Below are 5,148 nucleotides of genomic sequence, written 5' to 3' on the forward strand. Positions count from 1 at the left end.
GGCACTGTCTCAACGAGAGACTCGGTGAAATTATAGTACCTGTGAAGATGCAGGTTACCCGCGACAGGACGGAAAGACCCCGTGGAGCTTTACTGCAGCCTGATATTGAATTTTGGTACAGCTTGTACAGGATAGGTAGGAGCCTGAGAAGCCGGAGCGCTAGCTTCGGTGGAGGCGTCGGTGGGATACTACCCTGGCTGTATTGAAATTCTAACCCGCGGCCCTGATCGGGCCGGGAGACAGTGTCAGGTGGGCAGTTTGACTGGGGCGGTCGCCTCCTAAAATGTAACGGAGGCGCCCAAAGGTTCCCTCAGAATGGTTGGAAATCATTCGTAGAGTGTAAAGGCACAAGGGAGCTTGACTGCGAGACCTACAAGTCGAGCAGGGACGAAAGTCGGGCTTAGTGATCCGGTGGTTCCGCATGGAAGGGCCATCGCTCAACGGATAAAAGCTACCCCGGGGATAACAGGCTTATCTCCCCCAAGAGTCCACATCGACGGGGAGGTTTGGCACCTCGATGTCGGCTCATCGCATCCTGGGGCTGTAGTCGGTCCCAAGGGTTGGGCTGTTCGCCCATTAAAGCGGTACGCGAGCTGGGTTCAGAACGTCGTGAGACAGTTCGGTCCCTATCCGTCGTGGGCGTAGGAAATTTGAGAGGAGCTGTCCTTAGTACGAGAGGACCGGGATGGACGCACCGCTGGTGTACCAGTTGTCTTGCCAAAGGCATCGCTGGGTAGCTATGTGTGGACGGGATAAGTGCTGAAAGCATCTAAGCATGAAGCCCCCCTCAAGATGAGATTTCCCATAGCGCAAGCTAGTAAGATCCCTGAAAGATGATCAGGTTGATAGGTCAGAGGTGGAAGCGTGGCGACATGTGTAGCTGACTGATACTAATCGATCGAGGACTTAACCAAACTTTTAAAAGCGTAAGCTTTACTCAGCAAACTGTTATCTAGTTTTGAGAGAACAATCTCTTGTCTGGTGGCGATAGCGAAGAGGTCACACCCGTTCCCATACCGAACACGGAAGTTAAGCTCTTTAGCGCCAATGGTAGTTGGGACTTTGTCCCTGTGAGAGTAGGACGTTGCCAGGCTGGAAAAGATCTCTCTTTTCTTTCGAAAAAGTTGTTGACATTACGTTAATAATTTGATAACATAGTAAAGTCGCTTAAGAGCGGCGGTTGAACTTTGAAAACTGAACAAAGCGACAAACGTCAACGTTAAATTTTATTTTTTAATTGAGCAAGTCAAACATTTCTTCGGAGAGTTTGATCCTGGCTCAGGACGAACGCTGGCGGCGTGCCTAATACATGCAAGTCGAGCGAACTGATTAGAAGCTTGCTTCTATGACGTTAGCGGCGGACGGGTGAGTAACACGTGGGCAACCTGCCTGTAAGACTGGGATAACTTCGGGAAACCGAAGCTAATACCGGATAGGATCTTCTCCTTCATGGGAGATGATTGAAAGATGGTTTCGGCTATCACTTACAGATGGGCCCGCGGTGCATTAGCTAGTTGGTGAGGTAACGGCTCACCAAGGCAACGATGCATAGCCGACCTGAGAGGGTGATCGGCCACACTGGGACTGAGACACGGCCCAGACTCCTACGGGAGGCAGCAGTAGGGAATCTTCCGCAATGGACGAAAGTCTGACGGAGCAACGCCGCGTGAGTGATGAAGGCTTTCGGGTCGTAAAACTCTGTTGTTAGGGAAGAACAAGTACAAGAGTAACTGCTTGTACCTTGACGGTACCTAACCAGAAAGCCACGGCTAACTACGTGCCAGCAGCCGCGGTAATACGTAGGTGGCAAGCGTTATCCGGAATTATTGGGCGTAAAGCGCGCGCAGGCGGTTTCTTAAGTCTGATGTGAAAGCCCACGGCTCAACCGTGGAGGGTCATTGGAAACTGGGGAACTTGAGTGCAGAAGAGGAAAGCGGAATTCCACGTGTAGCGGTGAAATGCGTAGAGATGTGGAGGAACACCAGTGGCGAAGGCGGCTTTTTGGTCTGTAACTGACGCTGAGGCGCGAAAGCGTGGGGAGCAAACAGGATTAGATACCCTGGTAGTCCACGCCGTAAACGATGAGTGCTAAGTGTTAGAGGGTTTCCGCCCTTTAGTGCTGCAGCTAACGCATTAAGCACTCCGCCTGGGGAGTACGGTCGCAAGACTGAAACTCAAAGGAATTGACGGGGGCCCGCACAAGCGGTGGAGCATGTGGTTTAATTCGAAGCAACGCGAAGAACCTTACCAGGTCTTGACATCCTCTGACAACTCTAGAGATAGAGCGTTCCCCTTCGGGGGACAGAGTGACAGGTGGTGCATGGTTGTCGTCAGCTCGTGTCGTGAGATGTTGGGTTAAGTCCCGCAACGAGCGCAACCCTTGATCTTAGTTGCCAGCATTCAGTTGGGCACTCTAAGGTGACTGCCGGTGACAAACCGGAGGAAGGTGGGGATGACGTCAAATCATCATGCCCCTTATGACCTGGGCTACACACGTGCTACAATGGATGGTACAAAGGGCTGCAAGACCGCGAGGTCAAGCCAATCCCATAAAACCATTCTCAGTTCGGATTGTAGGCTGCAACTCGCCTACATGAAGCTGGAATCGCTAGTAATCGCGGATCAGCATGCCGCGGTGAATACGTTCCCGGGCCTTGTACACACCGCCCGTCACACCACGAGAGTTTGTAACACCCGAAGTCGGTGGGGTAACCTTAAGGAGCCAGCCGCCTAAGGTGGGACAGATGATTGGGGTGAAGTCGTAACAAGGTAGCCGTATCGGAAGGTGCGGCTGGATCACCTCCTTTCTAAGGATTTTTACATGACGTACGTTTTGACACTTTGTTCAGTTTTGAGAGTTCAATCTCTCAATTATAGAAAGCACACTACTTTCTTCTTATTCAATAAGAAGAATTTTGGTTGCGATTGTTCTTTGAAAACTAGATAACAGTAATTGCTGAGGAAAAGTGAAACTTTTCTTTAATCAAACCAATAAATAACACAACAGTATGTTGTACCATTTATTCGCTAATGGTTAAGTTAGAAAGGGCGCACGGTGAATGCCTTGGCACTAGGAGCCGATGAAGGACGGGACTAACACCGATATGCTTCGGGGAGCTGTAAGTGAGCTTTGATCCGGAGATTTCCGAATGGGGAAACCCACTGTTCGTAATGGAACAGTATCTTTATCTGAATACATAGGATATTGAAGGCAGACCCGGGGAACTGAAACATCTAAGTACCCGGAGGAAGAGAAAGCAAATGCGATTTCCTGAGTAGCGGCGAGCGAAACGGAATTAGCCCAAACCAAGAGGCTTGCCTCTTGGGGTTGTAGGACACTCTATACGGAGTTACAAAGGAACGAAGTAAATGAAGCGACCTGGAAAGGTCCGTCGAAGAAGGTAACAACCCTGTAGTTGAAACTTCGTTCCCTCTTGAGTGGATCCTGAGTACGGCGGAACACGTGAAATTCCGTCGGAAGCTGGGAGGACCATCTCCCAAGGCTAAATACTACCTAGTGACCGATAGTGAACCAGTACCGTGAGGGAAAGGTGAAAAGCACCCCGGAAGGGGAGTGAAAGAGATCCTGAAACCGTGTGCCTACAAGTAGTCAGAGCCCGTTAACGGGTGATGGCGTGCCTTTTGTAGAATGAACCGGCGAGTTACGATCCCGTGCAAGGTTAAGCTGATGAGGCGGAGCCGCAGCGAAAGCGAGTCTGAATAGGGCGTTTAGTATGTGGTCGTAGACCCGAAACCAGGTGATCTACCCATGTCCAGGGTGAAGTTCAGGTAACACTGAATGGAGGCCCGAACCCACGCACGTTGAAAAGTGCGGGGATGAGGTGTGGGTAGCGGAGAAATTCCAATCGAACCTGGAGATAGCTGGTTCTCTCCGAAATAGCTTTAGGGCTAGCCTCAAGTGTAAGAGTCTTGGAGGTAGAGCACTGATTGGACTAGGGGCCCCCAACGGGTTACCGAATTCAGTCAAACTCCGAATGCCAAAGACTTATCCATGGGAGTCAGACTGCGAGTGATAAGATCCGTAGTCAAAAGGGAAACAGCCCAGACCACCAGCTAAGGTCCCCAAGTATACGTTAAGTGGAAAAGGATGTGGAGTTGCTTAGACAACCAGGATGTTGGCTTAGAAGCAGCCACCATTTAAAGAGTGCGTAATAGCTCACTGGTCGAGTGACTCTGCGCCGAAAATGTACCGGGGCTAAACGTATCACCGAAGCTGTGGATTGACATCTTTGATGTCAGTGGTAGGAGAGCGTTCTAAGTGCTGTGAAGTCAGACCGTAAGGACTGGTGGAGCGCTTAGAAGTGAGAATGCCGGTATGAGTAGCGAAAGACAAGTGAGAATCTTGTCCACCGAATGCCTAAGGTTTCCTGAGGAAGGCTCGTCCGCTCAGGGTTAGTCGGGACCTAAGCCGAGGCTGAAAAGCGTAGGCGATGGCCAACAGGTTGATATTCCTGTACCACCTCCCCGCCGTTTGAGTAATGGGGGGACGCAGTAGGATAGGGTAAGCGCGCTGCTGGATATGCGCGTTCAAGCAGTTAGGCTGATGAGTAGGCAAATCCGCTCATCATAAAGGCTGAGCTGTGATGACGAGGGAATTATAGTACCGAAGTTCCTGATTCCACACTGCCAAGAAAAGCCTCTAGCGAGGCGGGAGGTGCCCGTACCGCAAACCGACACAGGTAGGCGAGGAGAGAATCCTAAGGTGATCGAGAGAACTCTCGTTAAGGAACTCGGCAAAATGACCCCGTAACTTCGGGAGAAGGGGTGCTCTGGTAGGGTGTATAGCCCGAGAGAGCCGCAGTGAATAGGCCCAGGCGACTGTTTAGCAAAAACACAGGTCTCTGCGAAGCCGCAAGGCGAAGTATAGGGGCTGACGCCTGCCCGGTGCTGGAAGGTTAAGAGGAGGGGTTATCCTTTGGGAGAAGCTCTGAATCGAAGCCCCAGTAAACGGCGGCCGTAACTATAACGGTCCTAAGGTAGCGAAATTCCTTGTCGGGTAAGTTCCGACCCGCACGAAAGGCGTAACGATCTGGGCACTGTCTCAACGAGAGACTCGGTGAAATTATAGTACCTGTGAAGATGCAGGTTACCCGCGACAGGACGGAAAGACCCCGTGGAGCTTTACTG

General features: G+C 51.2%; 4 rRNA genes. All 4 read left to right on the forward strand.

The features are described 5' to 3' along the window. Positions 1-914 (forward strand): 23S ribosomal RNA (locus ACFVTH_RS19160); the annotation flags it as partial. 63 nt (positions 915-977) lie between these two features. Next, positions 978-1,093 (forward strand): 5S ribosomal RNA (rrf, locus tag ACFVTH_RS19165). Positions 1,094-1,255: 162 nt separating this feature from the next. Then, positions 1,256-2,807, forward strand: a 16S ribosomal RNA gene (locus tag ACFVTH_RS19170). Between the two features lie 225 nt (positions 2,808-3,032). Continuing rightward, a 23S ribosomal RNA gene (locus tag ACFVTH_RS19175) occupies positions 3,033-5,148 on the forward strand; the annotation flags it as partial.

It is taken from the genome of Agromyces sp. NPDC058104 (genome assembly GCF_042884835.1).
Classification (GTDB): Bacteria; Actinomycetota; Actinomycetes; order Actinomycetales; family Microbacteriaceae; genus Agromyces.